Annotated in this window: 16 protein-coding genes and 1 other RNA gene; 10 read left to right on the forward strand and 7 right to left on the reverse strand. The window is 63.4% G+C overall.

All coding sequences use genetic code 11. From position 1 onward, the window contains the following. Positions 1 to 86 precede the first annotated feature (86 nt). The 3 genes from DWU99_RS06465 to DWU99_RS06475 all read right to left on the reverse strand — a co-directional run bounded on the left by DWU99_RS06465 (position 87) and on the right by DWU99_RS06475 (position 3,366). Entirely contained in the window at positions 87 to 998 is a 912-nt protein-coding gene (locus tag DWU99_RS06465) for an alpha/beta hydrolase (RefSeq protein ID WP_115477223.1), read from the reverse strand. A gap of 70 nt (positions 999 to 1,068) precedes the next feature. Next, positions 1,069 to 2,055 (reverse strand): tRNA dihydrouridine synthase DusB, encoded by a 987-nt coding sequence (gene dusB / locus DWU99_RS06470; RefSeq protein ID WP_115477224.1) that lies wholly within the window; start codon positions 2,053 to 2,055, stop codon positions 1,069 to 1,071. 51 nt (positions 2,056 to 2,106) lie between these two features. Then, complete coding sequence (locus DWU99_RS06475; protein ID WP_115477225.1) at positions 2,107 to 3,366, reverse strand: nucleoside permease; 1,260 nt, start codon at positions 3,364 to 3,366, stop codon at positions 2,107 to 2,109. Positions 3,367 to 3,740: 374 nt separating this feature from the next. On the opposite strand from DWU99_RS06475, the gene rhtC reads away from it, so the two are divergent. Next, positions 3,741 to 4,370, forward strand: coding sequence for a threonine export protein RhtC (rhtC, locus tag DWU99_RS06480; protein ID WP_115477226.1), 630 nt, complete (start codon positions 3,741 to 3,743; stop codon positions 4,368 to 4,370). Here rhtC and DWU99_RS06485 read toward each other — a convergent pair. From DWU99_RS06485 to DWU99_RS06500, 4 genes are read right to left on the reverse strand one after another with little or no spacing between them, the layout of a single operon-like run. Then, a complete protein-coding gene (locus tag DWU99_RS06485; protein WP_115477227.1) occupies positions 4,355 to 4,948 on the reverse strand; it encodes a uracil-DNA glycosylase family protein in 594 nt (197 codons plus the stop codon). The two genes, rhtC and DWU99_RS06485, sit on opposite strands and share 16 nt — an antisense overlap. Further along, positions 4,945 to 6,315 carry an FAD-binding oxidoreductase gene (locus tag DWU99_RS06490; RefSeq protein ID WP_115477228.1) on the reverse strand — a complete coding sequence of 457 codons (1,371 nt, stop codon included), beginning with the start codon at positions 6,313 to 6,315 and terminating at the stop codon, positions 4,945 to 4,947. The genes DWU99_RS06485 and DWU99_RS06490 overlap by 4 nt, the downstream gene beginning before the upstream one ends. A 32-nt stretch (positions 6,316 to 6,347) precedes the next feature. Then, entirely contained in the window at positions 6,348 to 6,704 is a 357-nt protein-coding gene (locus DWU99_RS06495; RefSeq protein WP_115477229.1) for a YraN family protein, read from the reverse strand. Next, positions 6,704 to 8,533: a penicillin-binding protein activator gene (locus DWU99_RS06500; RefSeq protein ID WP_115477230.1), complete on the reverse strand. Its 1,830-nt coding sequence runs from the start codon at positions 8,531 to 8,533 to the stop codon at positions 6,704 to 6,706. Before DWU99_RS06500 ends, DWU99_RS06495 begins: the two co-directional genes overlap by 1 nt. An 85-nt stretch (positions 8,534 to 8,618) precedes the next feature. Here DWU99_RS06500 and rsmI point away from each other — a divergent pair, with 85 nt between their 5' ends. From rsmI to mraY, 9 genes are all read left to right on the forward strand, one after another. Next, positions 8,619 to 9,446: a 16S rRNA (cytidine(1402)-2'-O)-methyltransferase gene (rsmI, locus tag DWU99_RS06505; RefSeq protein WP_115477231.1), complete on the forward strand. Its 828-nt coding sequence runs from the start codon at positions 8,619 to 8,621 to the stop codon at positions 9,444 to 9,446. A 110-nt stretch (positions 9,447 to 9,556) separates the two neighbouring features. Then, positions 9,557 to 9,919: RNase P RNA component class A (gene rnpB, locus DWU99_RS06510), an RNA gene on the forward strand. A 313-nt stretch (positions 9,920 to 10,232) separates the two neighbouring features. Next, positions 10,233 to 10,679: a division/cell wall cluster transcriptional repressor MraZ gene (gene mraZ / locus DWU99_RS06515; protein WP_115477232.1), complete on the forward strand. Its 447-nt coding sequence runs from the start codon at positions 10,233 to 10,235 to the stop codon at positions 10,677 to 10,679. Between the two features lie 52 nt (positions 10,680 to 10,731). Further along, positions 10,732 to 11,673, forward strand: coding sequence for a 16S rRNA (cytosine(1402)-N(4))-methyltransferase RsmH (gene rsmH / locus DWU99_RS06520; RefSeq protein ID WP_115477233.1), 942 nt, complete (start codon positions 10,732 to 10,734; stop codon positions 11,671 to 11,673). Then, the gene (ftsL, locus tag DWU99_RS06525; protein WP_115477234.1) at positions 11,670 to 11,942 is read left to right on the forward strand and encodes a cell division protein FtsL; all 273 of its coding nucleotides are present in this window, start codon (positions 11,670 to 11,672) and stop codon (positions 11,940 to 11,942) included. The genes rsmH and ftsL overlap by 4 nt, the downstream gene beginning before the upstream one ends. After that, positions 11,939 to 13,750 (forward strand): peptidoglycan D,D-transpeptidase FtsI family protein, encoded by a 1,812-nt coding sequence (locus tag DWU99_RS06530; RefSeq protein WP_115477235.1) that lies wholly within the window; start codon positions 11,939 to 11,941, stop codon positions 13,748 to 13,750. Before ftsL ends, DWU99_RS06530 begins: the two co-directional genes overlap by 4 nt. Further along, positions 13,747 to 15,222 carry a UDP-N-acetylmuramoyl-L-alanyl-D-glutamate--2,6-diaminopimelate ligase gene (locus DWU99_RS06535; RefSeq protein ID WP_115477236.1) on the forward strand — a complete coding sequence of 492 codons (1,476 nt, stop codon included), beginning with the start codon at positions 13,747 to 13,749 and terminating at the stop codon, positions 15,220 to 15,222. Before DWU99_RS06530 ends, DWU99_RS06535 begins: the two co-directional genes overlap by 4 nt. After that, positions 15,219 to 16,586, forward strand: a complete 1,368-nt coding sequence (locus DWU99_RS06540) for a UDP-N-acetylmuramoyl-tripeptide--D-alanyl-D-alanine ligase (RefSeq protein WP_115477237.1) — start codon at positions 15,219 to 15,221, stop codon at positions 16,584 to 16,586. The genes DWU99_RS06535 and DWU99_RS06540 overlap by 4 nt, the downstream gene beginning before the upstream one ends. Further along, the gene (gene mraY / locus DWU99_RS06545; protein ID WP_115477238.1) at positions 16,576 to 17,658 is read left to right on the forward strand and encodes a phospho-N-acetylmuramoyl-pentapeptide-transferase; all 1,083 of its coding nucleotides are present in this window, start codon (positions 16,576 to 16,578) and stop codon (positions 17,656 to 17,658) included. Before DWU99_RS06540 ends, mraY begins: the two co-directional genes overlap by 11 nt. Positions 17,659 to 17,661 lie beyond the last annotated feature (3 nt).

A 17,661-nucleotide genomic window follows, 5' to 3' on the forward strand; every position in this document is an offset into this window, starting at 1 on the left:
CTAGGTGGCAGGGAACCATGGAAGAGAGCGCGTGTCCGTCCTCCAACATACTCCGCTCGGCGTAGAGAGGGGAGTGCAGACCGATGTCAGTGCGTGGCTGTGACTTTCGACGCCACAGGATGCGCGTGAATGAAACGCAGGACATCGTCCAAGGTGGGCGCATCGTGCTGGAACGGGCGGGACAGCGCAAAGACCAGCGCGTTATGTCCCACGCCGGGGTACAGATCCAGCGTCACATCCTCGTGCTGTGCTTGCAGAGCGTGCGCGAGCGACACGGCGTTGGACGGTTCCACTTCGTGATCGGCGGTACCCTGCAGCAAGAGCATCGGCGGTTCCTTGCCGCGCACGAAGCGCACCGGCTGCGCGCGTGCCTGCGAGGCCGCATCGCGCCCGAACATGCCGAGCATGTCTTTCTCGCTCGCGGGAATCGGCATGAAGTTGTAGCAGCCTGCCAGGCCGATAAAGCCGGCCAGATCGTTGGGTTGCAGGCCATAAGGTTCCAGCCAGGATGGATTGGTGGCGAGCAATGCGCCGATCTGCCCGCCGGCGGAATGACCCATCACAAAGACATCGTCAGGTGTGCCGCCGAGTGCCTCGGCATGATCGCGAGCCCAGGCCACGGCCCGCGCCGCATCCTGCATGAAGCCGTCCATTTTTACCTGCGGATACTTGCGGTAATCGGGGATCACGACGATCACGCCATGCGCAGCCAGCGCGGTTCCCACGAAGCGATACCACGCACGTTCGCCGCGCACCCAGCTGCCGCCGTAGAAAAATACAACCAACGGTGCATGGGTAACGTCGGCAGGGCGATAGACATCCAGCTCCAACTGGTGTTGCGCGTCGAACGCGATGTCTCGTTGCGTCTCGATGCCGGCATGGCGATCCGTGGCGTTGAGCCCGGCAAACAGGCTTGCTTCGCAGCCGCTGAGCAGCAGCATGATGGCCAGTACGATCAGCCAGCGGAAACAAGTAGGGAATGGAGGCGATGCGGCCATCGACGTCGGAGCTTTCAAAATGCCGATGATGCACGCAACGGCGTCGCAAGGTTTTGCGGATGCGTAAGCATCAGGCAGCGAGGCGCAGTCCGCTTTGCAGGGCGTCGAAATAATCGCGGGTCAGGCGCAGCTGATCGTGCGCGCTTTCTGCCTTGTTCACCACATCGCGGAATGCGGCGTTTTCCGAGCGGTCTTTCGCATACCAGCCCAGGTGTTTGCGCGCGATGCGCACGCCTGCATGCTCGCCATAGAACGTGTAGAGATGCTCAAGATGACCGAGCAGGATGGTCGATACTTCGACGGGCGAGGGCTCCTGCAAGCATTCGCCGGTGGCGAGATAGTGGGATATCTCGCGGAAAATCCACGGACGACCCTGCGCACCGCGGCCGATCATCACGGCGTCGGCGCCAGTGACATCGAGCACATGTTTCGCCTGCTGCGGCGTGACGATATCGCCGTTGGCCAGCACCGGAATGCGCACGGCTGCTTTCACGGCAGCGATGGTGTCGTATTCGGCCTCACCTTCGTATTTGTCGGCGCGGGTGCGTCCGTGAACGGCGAGGGCGGCGATGCCGTTGTCTTCGGCGATGCGCGCGATCGTGAGCGCGTTCTTGTGTTCGCGATCCCAGCCGGTGCGAATCTTCAGCGTCACTGGCACATCGACCGCGTCCACCACCGTCTTGACGATGCGCGCCACCAGCGGTTCGTCCTGCAGCAACGCCGAGCCTGCCCACACGTTGCAGACTTTCTTCGCCGGACATCCCATGTTGATGTCGATGATCTGCGCACCGTTTGCCACGTTGAAGCGCGCCGCTTCGGCGAGCATGGCCGGATCGTAACCGGCGATCTGCACGCTGACGGGCTCGGGTTCGCCCTCGTGGTCCATGCGCTTGATCGATTTGCGCGTGCGCCACAGGCGCGGATCGGACGCGGTCATTTCGGACACGGCAAGACCCGCACCCAGCCGCTTGCAGAGCAGGCGGAAAGGCTTGTCGGTGACGCCGGCCATGGGGGCCAGCACCACGGGCGGATCGATGCGGTAGGGTCCGATGAACATCCGGCTATTGTAGCCGTGATCGGACTCCCCCTACGTGCAGCAGGGGAGGGGTTAATGCACGGGCAGGCTCCGCAACGCTTCAGGTTCGTGCTTATGCCTGAACAGGAAGACGAACAATACGGCGACGACCAGCGAGTAGGTGGCGAAGGTCATCCAGATGCCATGCCAGTCCAGACTGCGGTCGGGGCGAGTGAAATACATGTCGATGATCACGCCGCTGATCGAGCTGCCGAGCACTGCGCCAATACCGTTGGTCATCAGCATGAACAACCCTTGCGCGCTGGCGCGGATCGCCGGATCGCTCTGGCCCTCCACGAACAGCGAGCCGGAGATGTTGAAGAAATCGAAGGCCATGCCGTAGACGATGCACGACAGCACGATCATCCACAGCCCCGCGCCGGGATCGCCAAAAGCGAATAAGCCAAAGCGCAACGTCCACGCCAGCATGCTGATCAGCATCACCATCTTGATGCCGAATCGCTTGAGGAAGAATGGGATCGCCAGGATGAACAGCGTTTCGGACACCTGCGAAATCGACATGATGATCGCCGGATAGCGCACGGCGATCAGGTTTTTGTACGCATCGACCTTGTCGAAGTCGTGCAGAAAGGTATCGCCATAGGCATTGGTCAACTGGAGCGCGGCGCCAAGCAGCATCGCGAAGATGAAGAAGATCGCCACCTTGCCGTTCTTGAAGAGCGCGAACGAGGTGAGTCCGAATACATCGAGCCACGAGCGGTGGTCTGCCCCGCGCAGCCGGGGCGGACAGGGCGGAAGCGTAAAGGCATAAACACCGAGCAACAGCGCCGCCGCGGCAGCCACGTAGAACTGGCCGGTCGTGGTTTCCAGGTGCATCAGGCTCACGGTCCACATCGCGGCGATAAAACCCACCGTGCCCCACACGCGGATGGGCGGATACACGCGCACCACGTCCGCGCCATCGCGCTTGAGCGCGTTGTAGGCCACGGTGATCGCCAGCGCAATGGTCGGCATGTAGCACATCATGTTGATCAGCATCACCCAGAACAGTGTGCGCGGATCGTCGATCATCGGCACGATGCACAGCACGATGGCGCCGCCGATATGCAGGCATCCGTAAAGGCGCTCGGCGCGAATCCATTTGTCGGCGATCACGCCGGTGATGGACGGCATGAACAGCGAGGCAATGCCCATGGTCGAGAAGATCGCGCCGAACTGCTCGCCCGACCAATGGCGATTCTGGAACCAATAGGCGCCGATGGTGATCAGCCAGGAACCCCACACGAAGAACTGCAGGAAGTTCATCGCGATAAGTCGCAGCTTGAGGCTCATGGGCTGGTGTCCCGCATATTTTTTTCCTGTATCAGGCCGCAAGCATCCGGGTATGGTTGAGCACGATCAGCGCACCATCGTCATTCCGGCGAAGGCCGGAATCCAGTCTGGATACGCGTCCGAAGGACCCAAAACCGATTTTTGAGTGCTTCGCACGCGCTATGGAAACTGGATTCCGGCCTTCGCCAGATTGACGGCAAACAAGCTGCTGAAATACACGGATGTCTGAACGCTTCAAGGCCGGGAGGCCGTGCCCACGCCAAAAACCTGGGCAGCGTAGAGGAAGCCCCGGCTGGCCGGCAAGGCTCGCTGCGACGGGTGCTTGCAGGCCCGCAGTGCCTTTACACTGCGCTCCAGTTTGCCGGAGTCAGCCCATGAGCCTGTTCATCACCATCGCGATCGTCCAGATCATCGCCCTGATGAGTCCCGGACCGGACTTCTTCTTCGTATCGCAAACCGCCGTAAGTCGCTCGCGACATGAAGCGATGGCGGGGGTGGTTGGCATTACCCTGGGCGTCGCGATGTGGTCGGCGCTGGCGTTGCTCGGGCTGCAGCTTCTGCTGCATCGGCTGATCTGGCTGGAGCGTTTGATTACGATCGGCGGTGGCCTGTACCTGTGCTGGATGGGTGTGAAGATGTTGCGCGGCGCGCTGGCCAAGCCGGCACCCGGTGCTGCCGAGCCGACGGTGCAGGTTTACGCGGGAGCGCTGCGTTCGCTGCGCAATGGCTTGTTCACCAACCTCGCCAATCCGAAGGTGGTGATTTACTTCGGCAGTATCTTTTCGGCGTTTGTCGGCGAAGGTGTTTCGTCCAGCGCGCGCTGGGGGCTGTGGGCGCTGGTGGTGGTCGAGACCTTCCTGTGGTTCTCGTTTGTAGCCGGCTGCTTTGCGCTGCCGGTGATGCGTCGCGGTTATCTGCGCATCAGCCGTTGGATCGATGGTTGCGCGGGCGCGGTATTCATGTTGTTCGGCTTGCATCTGATTTTTTCTCAGCGCAGCACTTGAGCAACCTCGCGACGCAAGACGGGTAGCAATGCCTGTTCGAACCAGGGATTGCGCTTCAGCCACAGCTGATTGCGCGGGCTTGGGTGGGGCAGAGGCAGCACGCCGTTCGCAAGATGCTCGCGCCAGGCCGATACGGTATCGGTGAGTGTCGGGCCGCAGCGCGCCCCCAGCAGGCCAGCCTGCGCGTACTGCCCGATCGCGAGTGTCAATTGCACATGCTTAAGCTTTGGCATCAAGCGCGGGTGCCATGTTGGTGCGCATTCGGGGCGTGGCGGCAAATCGCCGCCTCGGCCGCTGCCCGGAAAGCAGAAACCCATGGGAACGATCGCGATGCGCTGTGCGTCGTAAAACGTATCGCGATCGATGCCGAGCCAGCTGCGCAGACGATTGCCGCTGACATCGTCGAACGGAATGCCGCTGGCGTGCACTTTCCGGCCCGGCGCCTGCCCGACGATCAACAGCCGCGACGAAGCCGTCGCCTGCACGACCGGTCTCGGCCCTTCCGGAAGATACGCCTCGCATAAGCGGCACGCGCGGATATCCGTGAGCAGGGCGTCGAGCGAATCGCGATGGCTCACGGCAACAACTTGCCGGGATTGAGAATCCCATCCGGGTCGAAGGCAGCTTTCACGTTGCGCATCAGGCCCAGTGTGCTGGCCTGCAAGGCCAGCGGCATGAATTCGCGTTTGACCAGACCGATGCCATGTTCGCCGGACAGCGTGCCCTCCAGCGAAATCACCAGCGCGAAGACTTCGGCGAGGCAAGCATGTGCGCGTTCGCGTTCCGCATCGTCGCGCGGCAGCAGGTTCACATGCAGATTGCCGTTGCCGGCATGGCCGAAGGTGACGATCAGTACGTCGTGTTTCTTCGACAGCCGGCGGATGCCTTCGACCAGATCCGGAAGACGGTTGACGGGTACGACGACATCCTCGTTGATCTTGTTCGGCGAGATCGTGCGTTGCGCGGGTGAAAGTGCCTTGCGCGCCGACCATAGCGCTTGCGTTTCTTCGCTGGTCTGCGCGACACGCAATTCTTCCAGTCCTTCGCCTTGCGCGGCGCGCGAGACGGCATCGACAGCGGAGGCCAGGGTGTCCGGTTCTCCATCCACTTCGATCATCAGCATCGCGCCGGTCAGCGGTACGTTTTCGCCGCCGTGATCGTGAGCGAGTTTCAGCGCAACGTCGTCGATGAATTCAAGCGCGCATGGCGTGACGGGCTGCGCCATGATTCGCGCTACGGCATGGGCCGCGCTGCTTACGTTGCGGTATGTGGCGCGCAACGTTCGAAGGCCCGAAGGTTTCGGTGTGAGCTTGAGCGTGGCTTCGGTGATCAGCGCGAGCGTGCCTTCCGAGCCGATCAGTAAACGCGTAAGGTCGTAACCCGTGGCGCCTTTGCTGGTGTATGTGCCGCACCGAAAACCTTCACCGGTGCCTGCGACGGCTCGCAGGCCCAAGGTGTTCTCGCGCGGGCTGCCGTATTTGACGGTGCGAGGGCCGGCGGAATTGCAGGCCAGATTGCCGCCGATGCTGCACCATGGCGATGACGTGGGATCGGGCGGCCAGAAGAACCCATGCGGTGCCAACTCGCGTTGCAGATCGCCATTCAAGACGCCGGGTTCCACCACGGCGAGACGGTTGTCCGGATCGATGCGCAGAATGCGATTCATCCGCTCGAAACTCACGACCACGCCGCCATCCACCGGTACGGTGGCACCGGTGGTGTTGGTGCCGCGTCCGCGTGCGATCACCGGCACGTGATGTTCGCGACATGCCTGTATCAGCGTTTCGATCTGGGCATGGTCCTGCGCGAACACCACCGCGTCCGGCATCGCGTTGCGACGCGAGTTGTCGTACGCATAGGCGATGCGCTCGGCTTCATCGGTGAAGCAACCGTGCGGGCCAAAGGTCGTGCTCAGCAATTCGAGCAGAGGGGCAGGGAGTTTCATCGGCACAGTATCCCACCTGGGGTTGGCCGCCGTCAGGCTGCTTCGAAGGCGCTCCGCAGCCAGTTCATGCTGGCGTTGTCGACAGGGCCGTCGTAGCTGACGACATCGAAACGGCAAGCCCGGTGCGCATGCTGCGGATGGGCGGCCAGCCACAGTTGCGCCGTTTGGATCAGGCGAGATTGCTTGGTCGCGGTAATCGAGGCGATGGCGTCGCCATGGCCGGCACGTACGCGATGGCGCACTTCGACGAACACGATGACCTCGCCATCGCGCATCACCAGATCAAGCTCGCCGTAGCGCGTGGTGTAGTTGCGTTCGAGCAGCTTCAGCCCGGCGCGCGTCAGCTCACCGTGCGCGCGCTCTTCGAAGACCGCTCCCGCTTTGCGCATCAGTTACCGGCAGGAGCGGGAGCGCCGCTGGCGGGCGTTGGCGCGCTGCTCGAAGGCGCTGGTGCGTTGTCCATTTGCAGGCTGCCCGTCATCGGGTGCGCCACGCCATCCTGGAACTTGAGCCAGGTCAGTACGCGATTCACATGCCCGAAGGTGTCGGCAGCAAGTTGCCCCGTGGCGCCGGGCAGATAACTGCCCGGATGACTGCGCAGCCAGTCGAGGTACGGCACGAGATTCCATGCATCCATGCCGAAGGCGAACAGCAGCGCCGTGGCGCCGCGTGCGGCAGGCAATTGCGAGGCGATGTCCTGGTAGCTGGGCAGGCCGGCCTGTGCGTCGAACAGCCACGGCGCATCGCAGAATTCGACGCCCTCAAGATCGCGGTCCGCCGCTGCATTCTCGGTGCCGCCGTAAATATGCGAGGTCGCAAACACGGGCAGGCTGATGCGCGCCACACGCAGCTGCGGCAGCAGCAGGCGTGCCTGCTCTGCACGCATGCTGATGAAGATGCCTGCATCGGCGCCGGCATTGCCGGCATTGAGCGCATTGATCGCATCGCCGTAGTTGACGTTGCCGGATGCGATCTGTGCTTCGCCTGCGATCTGGCCGCCCTTGGCCTGCATCTCGGTCTTGAAGGCCGTGGCCGAGCGCTTGGCGAAATCGTCATTGGTGATCACCACGTACGCGCTGTGGATGCCGCGATCGATCATGTGATCGGCGACTTGCGCGCCTTCGTCTTCCGGCATCAGCGCAAATTCGCTGGTGGTGCCTGCGGGGAGGCTTTTGTTTTCCGAGTGATTGAGCGCCAGCACCGGAACGGGCAGCGACGATTGGCCCAATACGCCCATCACCTCGGGGCGCGTCAGCGGACCCACCACCAATTGCGCGCCATCGGAGACGGCCTGGTCATAGGCCTTGATCGCGCTCGCCGCATTGCCGCCGCTGTCGTAAACACGAATGGCGGCGCGCGGTGCGTGCGTATCGGAAGCCTGGAAATAAGCGGCGAAGAAGCCTTCGCGAATGGCCGAGCTGGCCGCGACCAGGCCATCGGAATTGGGTAGCAGCAAGGCAATGCGCGCCGGCATTTTGTAGCCTTCGCGCACGCTGGCATTGCTGCCTGGAACGAGCGTGCCGACCGCTTGCTCCAGATTGGGCTGCGCTTGTGCCACGGTGATGCCGAGGCGACCGAATGCCTCGTTGATCCATGGCAGCATCGGATCGCCCGACTGCATGGCGGCCGCGCGTTGCTTGAGCGGCGCGACACCCAGTCGCGCCAGCAGCGAAATGGCTTCGTCGCGATTCTTCTGGCGGGCTGGACCTTGCAAGATGCCGTCCATTTGCACGCGCGTGCGCGCCGCACCCCACAAGTCGCCGGTATCGGCCATGGCTTGCGCGCGCAGATCCAGCAGGCGCGGCTGCAAGCTGTCGGGTACCGTGACGTTGGATGACGTGGTGAGCTGAAGCGCAAGCGGTGCGTTGTGCTGCTGCAGGGCAATGTCGGCGCGCAGAAGATCCAGGCGCAGCGGATCGTCATCGGTGAGGTTGTCGCGATGAATGCCTGCGACGATCGGCATCGCGCGGTCCAGCGCATTTTCCTGGCCGTAGGCTTCAGCGGCGAGCAGGTTGTAGTGATCTGCGCGGCCGGGCGTTTGCGCAGCGAGCGCGAGGTAGGCTTGCGCGGCCCTGTCGTATTGCCCCTGATTGGCCAGGTTGGATGCGCTTTGCGCCGCGGCGATTTCGGCGGGCGAGCGCGGGACCATCGAAGATACACAAGCACTCAATGCCACCGAAATCAGCAATCCTGAGGCGGCAAGACGACAAAGGCGCATGGGCTTCCTCAATTCTTAGTCAAAACGGTCCAATTGCGCGATCATAGCCGATCGTATCGACAGGCCGTGGCGGACGGATTCAAGCATGTCATCCCATCAGACCGGCTGCCTTTGGGTGGTGGCCACGCCGATCGGCCATCGTGACGATATCTCCGCACGCGCCATCGAAACATTGCGTAACGTCACGGTCATTGCTGCCGAGGACACCCGGCATAGCAAGCCGCTGCTGCTCCAGCACAACATCAGCACGCCGTTGATTGCGTTACATGAACACAACGAGCGTGAAGCCGTCGCAGCCATACTGCGGCGACTGGAGCAGGGCGAATCGGTCGCGTTGATTTCCGATGCAGGTACGCCGTTGATCAGCGACCCGGGTTTTCGCTTGGTGCGAGCCGCCCGTGAAGCGGGCATCCGTTGTGCGCCGGTGCCGGGTGCGTGCGCGGCCATTGCGGCGTTGTCGGTGGCGGGATTGCCCAGCGATCGTTTCGTGTTTGAAGGTTTTCTACCGGCCAAGTCGGCGGCGCGGCGTGCCCGGCTACAGGAACTTGCGGGTGATTCGCGCACGTTGATTTTCTACGAATCGTCGCATCGCGTATTGGAAAGCCTCACAGATATGCGCGATGTTTTTGGCGCAGGTCGCGCAGCTGTCGTTGCGCGGGAATTGACCAAGCTGTTCGAGACGGTGTTGAGCGAACCATTGGGCGATCTCGTCGAGCGCGTCGCGTCGGATGCGAATCAGCAGCGCGGTGAATTTGTCATCCTGGTCGCGGGTCGCGGCGATGATGTGGATGATCGACTTGCGGAAGGTCAGCGCGTTTTCGCGTTATTGCGCCAGGAGCTGCCTGCAGCCAAGGCGGCAAAGCTCGCTGCGGCGATCACCGGCGCGCCGCGCAAGGCGCTTTACGAGGTTTAGCTGATCCGGACGTCTGATGACGCGCATTCAGGGTCAGCGTCAAGAGACGGATCGACATTGCCGCATTTTTGCCATGACTCGCCCATGACCGACCGATTACAATAGTCGTCGGAGTCGGCCGGACAGTCGCGTCGCGCGCGAGCGCATCGAGGAAAGTCCGGGCTCCACAGGGCAGGGTGCCAGGTAACGCCTGGGCAGCGTGAGCTGACGGCCAGTGCAACAGAAAGCAAACCGCCGATGGCCCGCAAGGGCACAGGTAAGGGTGAAACGGTGCGGTAAGAGCGCACCGCGCGCGGGGACAACGCCGCGTGGCACGGTAAACCCCACCCGGAGCAAGACCGAATAGGGGAACGATAACGCGGCCCGCGTTGTTCCCGGGTAGGTTGCTGGAGCCAGACGGTGACGTCTGGCCGAGAGGAATGACTGTCGCGCCGCAAGGCGTACAGAACCCGGCTTACAGGCCGACTCCACCTCTTCCCACCGTCGGTGTCACCTGTCCGCTGCTGTCGGATAGGTGACATCTGCCGGGGGCGGTTCACATGAACGCGTGGTTCATGCGAGCGCGGCTCGAAAGGCGTGACGAAGTAGGCATTGGCAATGGTTGTGTGAACAAAAAATCCACAGCGATCAAGCACCTTGGAGCACTTGCTAGAAATCGCTGGAAATTTGGCCACACTGTTGCCTTTCTCATTGATTCACAAGCAAAAATCCCTTGACAGTCTCAGGGGCTGAGACTATCGTGGATTCCAGTGTGAAATCGTGGGATTTCGTGGGAGTTCACGGGTCGTGTTTCAGGGCGAAACCGCCATCACCGTCGATGACAAGGGCCGGCTGGCTATCCCGACTGCGTATCGGGAGCTGGTGACGGACGCCTGCGCCAATCGGCTGGTGATCACCTACAACCCCTTCGAGCAGGGCTGCCTCTGGCTGTTCCCGCATGCGGAGTGGGAGCGGGTGCGCGACCAGGTGAATGCGTTGCCCAGCGTCAAGGCGGTGCATCGCGCGCTGCAGATGAAGCTGGTCGGCGCGGCCGCCGAAGTGGAGCCGGACAGCGCGGCGCGCATCCTGCTCCCTGCCAGTCAACGCACTGCGGCGGGCATCGAGAAAAAAGCGGTCTTGCTGGGCATGGGCAACAAGTTCGAGCTGTGGAGCGAACAGGCCCACCTGGCCAAGATCCGCCAGACCATCGGCGAAGACGAGATCAGCGACGACATGACGGACTTGCGGCTCTGACCGGCAACGGCCAGAGGCGGGGTAATTGCGGACATAAGAGCGGGAGTGCGGCATGGCCGAGCAAGCATTGCGGCACATCCCGGTGATGCTGGATGAAGCGGTGGAGGGTCTCGCCGTGCGGGAAGGCGGGCGTTATCTCGATGGCACGTTCGGACGCGGCGGTCACGCCCGCGCCGTGCTGTCGCGCCTCGGTCCCGAGGGTCGCCTGCTGCTGATGGATCGCGATCCGCAGGCCATCGCCACGGCGCAAAAGGAATTTGCATCCGATCCGCGCGTGTCGATCCGTCACGGCAACTTTTCCACGCTGGCCGAATGGGACGAGACCGCCGCCGGTCTCGATGGCGTGCTGCTCGACCTCGGCGTGTCCTCGCCGCAGCTCGACGAAGCCGCACGCGGTTTCAGCTTCATGGCCGATGCGCCCCTGGACATGCGCATGGATACGACGCAGGGCGAAAGCGCGGCGGATTTCCTCGCACACGCCGACGAGCGCGAGATCGCCGACGTGCTCTGGACCTTCGGCGAAGAGCGCTTCAGCCGCAAGATCGCTCGCGCCATCGTCGAGCGCCGCACCGAATCGCCGATCACCCGCACCGGCGAACTGGCGGCGCTGATCGAACGCGTTGTCGGTCGCCGCGAGCCGGGCAAGCATCCGGCGACGCGCAGTTTTCAGGCGTTGCGCATTCGCGTGAACGGCGAGCTGGATGCGTTGCAACGTGGACTCGACGCCGCGCTGGAACGTCTCAATGTCGGCGGCCGTCTGTCGGTCATCAGTTTTCATTCGCTGGAAGATCGCGCGGTGAAGCTGTTCATCCGCGATCACTCTGGCCGCGTGCAGGGCAGTCGTCGCGGTCCGCCGGTAGCGGCTGCGCCGGCGCGCCTGGCCCCTGTCGGCAAGGCGCAGTTTCCCTCCGAGGCGGAGCAGGCGGCCAATCCGCGCGCACGTTCGGCGGTGCTGCGCGTGGCGGAAAAATTACCGGGCGAGGTGCGGGCATGAAGGCGATCGGCGTCTTCGGTCTGCTCATCCTGCTCACCGCCGTGATGGTCAGCGCCATCGCGGTGGTGTGGACGCGTCACGAGAGTCGTGTGCTGTTCGTGCAGTTCACGCAGCTGCAAAGCCAGCGCGACGCGCTCAACATCGAATACGGCCAGCTTGAACTCGAGCAGGCGACCTGGGCCGAACCGCGCCGCATCGACGACGAAGCGCGCACCAAGCTCGGCATGTTCATGCCGCGTCCGCAAGACATCCGGCTGGTGCAGCGATGAATCCGCGCCCGCGCATCCCCGCCAAGCCCGCTGCGCGCCGTCAGGGTGCAGGTCCGAGCGCGCGTCGTCGCATGCTGCTGGTGATCGGCGTGCTCGGTGCCGCGTCGGTGGGATTGATGGCGCGCGCGTTCGATCTGCAAGTCGTGCGCAAGCAGTTTTACCAGGACCAGGGCGATGCGCGCTTCCTGCGCGAGGTACCGATCGCGGTGTCGCGCGGCACCATCCTCGACCGCAACGGCGAGCCGCTCGCCGTGTCGACACCCATGGTGTCCATCACCGCCGTGCCGTCGGAAGTGCTGGACAACGCCGATCGCATTCCCGCGCTCGCGCAAGCGCTGGGTACCACGACGGACGACCTCAAATCGTATCTGGAGCAGCGCGCCGATCGCGAATTCGCATATCTGCGCCGGCAAATGAGCCCGGACGCAGCGCAGGCCGTGCTCAATCTCGGCGTTCCGGGCGTGAACGGCCAGCGCGAGTACAAGCGCTACTACCCTTCGGGCGAAGTGACGGCGCATGTGCTTGGCTTCACCAACATCGACGATCACGGTCAGGAAGGTCTCGAGCTTGCGTTCGACAGCTGGCTTTCCGGCAAGCCGGGCGCCAAGCGCGTCATTCGCGACCGCATGGGCCACACCGTGGAAGATGTGGAGCAGGTGCGCGCGCCGCAGCCGGGCCAGAACCTCACGCTCAGCCTCGATCGCCGCATCCAGTTCCTTGCTTATAGCGAGCTGAAAAAACAGCTCGACGACGTGCAAGCCGATTCGGGCGAAATGGTGGTGCTTGACGTTCGCACCGGCGAAATCCTCGCGATGGTGAGCTTGCCGACGTACAACCCGAATGCCGTAACGGGTACGAATGGTTCGCAGCGCCGCAATCGCGCCGTGACGGATGTGGTCGAGCCCGGTTCGACGATGAAGCCGTTCACCATGGCGGCCGCGCTATCGAGCGGCAAGTTCACGCCGACCAGTCCGCTGATCGATACGGGTAACGGTCATTTCATGTACTACGGCCACGATATCCATGACGACAGTGCGAATGGCGTGCTGACGCCGACCGGCGTGCTTACGAAGTCGAGCAACGTCGGCGCCGCGAAAATCGCGATCCAGCTCGACACACAATTTCTCTACGATTCGTATCGTGCCTTCGGCTTCGGCGACAGCACCGGCAGTGGTTTTCCCGGCGAATCGGCGGGCTTTCTGAAAGTGGGGCACACGTGGCGTCCGCTTGAAAAAGCGATCGTCGCGTACGGCTATGGCATGAATTTGACGCCGCTGCAATTGGCCAACGCGTATGCAACGCTGGCCGATGACGGCGTCATGCATTCGCCGACCTTCATCAAGGGTGCCGACAACCCGGGCAAGCAGATCGTGTCGCCGCAAATTGCGCATGAGCTAGTGACGATGCTCGAAACCGTGACGGCGCCCGGCGGCACGGCAACGCACGCCCAGATCGCCAATTACGCCGTGGCGGGCAAAACCGGTACGGCGCACTTGGCCGCCGTCGGTGGTTACGCAAAGAATAATTACAACTCGCTGTTCGCGGGGATCGTGCCCGCCACCGATCCGCGTCTCGTCGGCGTCATCGTGATCAACAATCCGAAGAAGGGTTATTTCGGTGGTGACGTCTCCGCGCCGGTATTCCAGCGCGTGATGGATGGTGCGCTTCGTTTGCTCGATATTCCCCCCGACAACATCGGGCGTTGGTATGTCGGCGGGCCCGTGCAGGCGGGTGGCGGACTGGCGGGCAATGCTCCGCCACAGTCGTCCCAAGCCGACACCTCCGCCGAGGAGGTGGCAGAGCCATGACCGGCCAGCGCCTCGACCACCTGCTGCAGGGCATCGCCGAGACGACGGCCGCCGGGCCGATTGTCGTATCCGGCCTCGCGCTCGATTCGCGCCGGGTGCGCGCGGGCGATGCCTTTTTCGCATTGCGCGGCACGCGCGGGCACGGCATCGAATTCGTGGCCGGCGCGGCGCAGCGCGGCGCGAGCGTGGTGCTGGCCGAAGCGCCGGCGTGCGCGTTCGAGGATGTGGACGTACCCGTGCTGTGGATCGACGGTCTGCACACCTTTGTCGGCGAGATCGCATCGCGCTTCTTCGGACGTCCATCCGAGTCGATGCGCGTGATCGGCGTGACAGGCACCAACGGCAAGACATCCACCGTGCAGTTGCTGGCGCAGGCGCTGGAAACGCTCGGCCATCGCACGGCGACGATCGGTACGCTGGGCGCCGGCCTTCACGGCCAGTTGCGCGAAGGAGAACGCACGACACCCGATGCCATCGCCGTGCAGCAGCTGTTCGCGGAATTCCGTCGCGACGGCGCGACGCACGTTGCGATGGAAGTGTCTTCGCATGCGCTGGAACAGGGACGCGTGGCGGCCACGGCTTTCGACGTCGCGGCGTTCACCAACCTCACGCGCGATCATCTGGACTATCACGGCAGCATGGAGGCCTACGGCGCCGCCAAGGCGAAGCTGTTCGCATGGCCGGATCTGAAGGCGGCCGTCATCAATATCGACGATGCATTCGGTCACGAGCTGGTTGGCAAGCTTGCGCCCGGCGTACAGACGCTGCGCGTGAGCAGCGCGGGCGATGCGCATGCCGAGATTTCCGCCAGCGAGATTGTGACGTCGGCGGAGGGCGTTGCCTTCCAACTGCGTACACCGTGGGGAACGCGACAGATCCGCAGCCGCCTGCTGGGGCGCTTCAATGTTGCCAACCTTCTCGCGGTGGTGGGCTGCCTCGGTGCGCTGGGTGAATCGTTCGAGCGCATCGTGGATGCCGTCGAGGCGCTCGAACCCGTCAACGGCCGCATGAACCGCATCGGCGGCGTGCAAGGCCTGCCGCTGGTCGTGGTGGATTACGCCCACACGCCGGATGCGCTGGAACAGGCGCTGGCCGCATTGCGTGCTCACTGCTCGGCACGACTGATCTGCGTGTTTGGTTGTGGCGGCGAGCGCGATGCCGGCAAGCGCCCCCAGATGGGCGAGATTGCCGAGCGTCTGTCCGACGTCGCCATCGTCACTGACGACAATCCGCGTGGCGAGGATGGCGACCTTATCGTGACGCAGATCCTCGCCGGCATGACGAAACCCGAAGCGGCCACCGTGCTGCGCGATCGCGAAACCGCCATCCGCGCCGCATTGAACATGGCACGCACGGGCGACGTGGTGCTGATCGCCGGCAAGGGACACGAAACGTATCAGGAAGGCGCGGGCGGAAAGCGCGCGTTCGACGACATGGCCGTGGCGCGTGCCGCCCTGGGAGGGCACGCATGATGCGCTTGAGCGCCATCGCTCTGTGGACACATGGCCGCATGCTCGGCGCCGATGCCGATGTGACCGGCGTGACGATCGACTCGCGCAAGGTGAAGGCGGGCGATTTGTTCGTCGCGTTCAAAGGCGATCGCGTGGATGGCCACGGCTATCTCGCCGACGCAAAAGCGCGCGGGGCTGCTGCTGCGCTGGTTGCGCACAAAGTCGAGATCGATCTGCCGCAGGTTTTGGTGAGTGACGTGGAGCTGGCGCTGGGCGACTTCGCCAGTGCCGTGCGCGCGCAGCGCAACGCGCGCGTCATCGGCATCACGGGCTCCAACGGCAAGACCACGGTGAAGACGCTCACCGCCGCGATCCTCTCTCTCCACGGCCGCACCCACTTCAACACGGGCAGCTTCAACAACGAAATCGGTCTGCCGCTGACCCTGTTGTGGATGCCGGAAGACACCGAGTACGCCGTGCTGGAGATGGGCGCCGGCAAGCCTGGCGACATCGACTATCTCGCTGCCATCGCACGGCCCGAAATCGGCCTCGTGAATCTCATCGCCCCGGCTCATCTTGAGCGGATGGGTACGATCGAAATGGTGGCGGAAACGAAAGGCGCGATCTATCGCGCGTTGCCGGCGGACGGCGTGGCGGTGATCAATGCCGACGACGCCTTCGCGAGTTTCTTCACGGGCCTCGCCGGTGGACGCAAAGTGCTGCGCTTCGGGTTGGATCACAAGGCCGACATCGGCGCCGACATCCTGGAGCAACGCCTCGACGGTTCGCGCTTCGTGTTGAGTACGCCGCACGGCGATGCCGAAGTGTCGCTGCCTCTGCCGGGACGTCACAACATCGCCAATGCACTGGCGGCCAGTGCGATCGCGTTGGCTCTGGATGTTCCGATGGACACCATCGTCGCCGGACTCGAGCAGGCATCCGCCGTGGAAGGGCGCCTCAAGCGCGTCGCCATGCCGAATGGCTGGACGCTGATCGACGATAGCTACAACGCCAACCCCAGTTCCATGCACGCGGCGATCGACACACTCGCCTTGGCCGAAGGCGAGCGCTGGCTGGTGCTGGGCGACATGGCGGAACTCGGCGCGGATGCGCGTGCGCTGCATGCCGGCGTCGGCCGTCATGCACGCGAACGCGGTATCCAGAAACTGTTCGCGGTCGGCCCGTTGAACGCAGCCGCAGTCGAGGCGTTCGGCGTGGGCGGCACGCATTTCACCGACAAGACGGCATTGATCGAAGCGCTGCGTGCTCAGGTGCGCGCGGGAGTCACCGTACTGGTCAAGGGCTCGCACTCGGCGGGTATGGAACAGGTTGTCGCTGCGCTGAAGAACGCGCAGCCACAGGAGGGCGCCCCTCATGCTGCTTGAACTGGCGGATTGGATGGCACGGCATTTCACCGCCTTGCATCTTTTCTCCTACATCACCTTCCGCACCATCATGGCCGCGCTGACGTCGCTGGCGATGTCGCTGTTGTTCGGGCCGGCGTTGATCCGCAAGCTCGCAGCGCTCAAGGCGGGGCAGGTGGTGCGCAAGGATGGTCCGCAGACGCATCTGTCCAAGGCCGGCACGCCCACCATGGGGGGCGTGATGATCCTGTTTGCGGTGACGATCGCGACCTTGCTGTGGGCGGATCTCGCCAACCGTTATGTGTGGCTGGTGCTGGCTGTGCTGCTGTGCTTCGGCGCGATCGGCTTCTACGACGACTACCGCAAGCTGGTGTTGAAGGACAGTCGCGGCCTGGCGTCGCGCTGGAAGTATTTCTGGCAGTCGGTGTTCGGTCTGGGCGCGGCGTGGTTCCTGTTTCACAGTGCCATCCTTCCGGCGGAAACCGCGCTGTACGTGCCCGTGTTCAAGCACGTGGCCGTGCCGTTGGGCGCGTTCTTCGTCGTGGTCGCCTACTTCATGATCGTGGGCTTCTCCAACGCGGTGAATCTCACGGATGGTTTGGATGGCCTTGCGATCATGCCGACCGTGCTGGTTTCCGGCGCGCTGGGCATCTTCGCGTACCTGGCCGGTAACAAGGTGTTTTCCGAATACTTGAGCATTCCTGCGATTCCCGGCGCAGGCGAGCTTGCGATTTTCTGCGGTGCGCTGTCCGGTGCCGGGCTTGGCTTCCTCTGGTTCAACACCTATCCCGCGCAAGTGTTCATGGGCGACGTCGGTGCGCTGGCGATCGGTGCGGCGCTGGCGGCCATTGCCGTGATCGTCAGGCAGGAAATCGTGCTGCTGGTCATGGGCGGCGTATTCGTGATGGAAACGGCGTCGGTGATGCTGCAGGTGGCCAGTTTCAAGATGACCGGCAAGCGTATCTTCCGCATGGCGCCGATTCATCACCACTTCGAATTGAAAGGTTGGCCCGAACCTAGGGTGATCGTGCGGTTCTGGATCATCAGCGTGGTGCTGGTGCTCATTGGTTTGGCAACGTTGAAGGTGCGTTGATCG

Source organism: Dyella psychrodurans, assembly GCF_003363265.1.
GTDB classification, from domain to species: Bacteria; Pseudomonadota; Gammaproteobacteria; order Xanthomonadales; family Rhodanobacteraceae; genus Dyella_B; species Dyella_B psychrodurans.

Coding starts and splice junctions, on each gene's coding strand:
- DWU99_RS06465 (WP_115477223.1), bottom strand. CDS start 998: ATGGCCGCATCGCCTCCATTCCCTACTTGTTTCCGCTGGCTGATCGTA.
- dusB (WP_115477224.1), bottom strand. CDS start 2,055: ATGTTCATCGGACCCTACCGCATCGATCCGCCCGTGGTGCTGGCCCCC.
- DWU99_RS06475 (WP_115477225.1), bottom strand. CDS start 3,366: ATGAGCCTCAAGCTGCGACTTATCGCGATGAACTTCCTGCAGTTCTTC.
- rhtC (WP_115477226.1), top strand. CDS start 3,741: ATGAGCCTGTTCATCACCATCGCGATCGTCCAGATCATCGCCCTGATG.
- DWU99_RS06490 (WP_115477228.1), bottom strand. CDS start 6,315: ATGAAACTCCCTGCCCCTCTGCTCGAATTGCTGAGCACGACCTTTGGC.
- DWU99_RS06495 (WP_115477229.1), bottom strand. CDS start 6,704: ATGCGCAAAGCGGGAGCGGTCTTCGAAGAGCGCGCGCACGGTGAGCTG.
- DWU99_RS06500 (WP_115477230.1), bottom strand. CDS start 8,533: ATGCGCCTTTGTCGTCTTGCCGCCTCAGGATTGCTGATTTCGGTGGCA.
- rsmI (WP_115477231.1), top strand. CDS start 8,619: ATGTCATCCCATCAGACCGGCTGCCTTTGGGTGGTGGCCACGCCGATC.
- rsmH (WP_115477233.1), top strand. CDS start 10,732: ATGGCCGAGCAAGCATTGCGGCACATCCCGGTGATGCTGGATGAAGCG.
- ftsL (WP_115477234.1), top strand. CDS start 11,670: ATGAAGGCGATCGGCGTCTTCGGTCTGCTCATCCTGCTCACCGCCGTG.
- DWU99_RS06530 (WP_115477235.1), top strand. CDS start 11,939: ATGAATCCGCGCCCGCGCATCCCCGCCAAGCCCGCTGCGCGCCGTCAG.
- DWU99_RS06535 (WP_115477236.1), top strand. CDS start 13,747: ATGACCGGCCAGCGCCTCGACCACCTGCTGCAGGGCATCGCCGAGACG.
- DWU99_RS06540 (WP_115477237.1), top strand. CDS start 15,219: ATGATGCGCTTGAGCGCCATCGCTCTGTGGACACATGGCCGCATGCTC.
- mraY (WP_115477238.1), top strand. CDS start 16,576: ATGCTGCTTGAACTGGCGGATTGGATGGCACGGCATTTCACCGCCTTG.